This is a genomic window from Shewanella hafniensis (genome assembly GCF_019655335.1).
GTDB lineage: Bacteria > Pseudomonadota > Gammaproteobacteria > Enterobacterales > Shewanellaceae > Shewanella > Shewanella hafniensis.
In genome coordinates this window covers 1-253 of sequence record NZ_BPFD01000294.1, presented here as the reverse complement: position 1 = coordinate 253, position 253 = coordinate 1, and the positions used below count along the sequence as shown (strand labels likewise).

At 48.2% G+C, this 253-nt stretch carries 1 protein-coding gene; it reads left to right on the top strand.

The features are described 5' to 3' along the window. The coding region (locus K5Q99_RS22330) for an integrase core domain-containing protein (RefSeq protein WP_220778180.1) at nt 1-253 on the top strand (253 nt) is incomplete at both ends.

The following is a 253-nucleotide window of genomic DNA, read 5'->3' as shown; positions in this document are numbered from 1 at the left end:
ATTGCATTCGGATAATGGGGCGCCGATGAAATCGCAGACCATGCGAATGAAAGCGTATGAGCTTGGTGTAACGACATCGTACAGCAGGCCAAGGGTCAGCAACGACAATCCGTTTGCAGAATCACTGCCATCAGCAGGCTTTAAAAGCCTTGATGAAGCAAGAACTTGGGTACTGAAATTTACGCGCTGGTACAACTACGAACATAAACACAGCAAGTTGCGGTTTGTTACACCGCACCAACGTCATACCGGT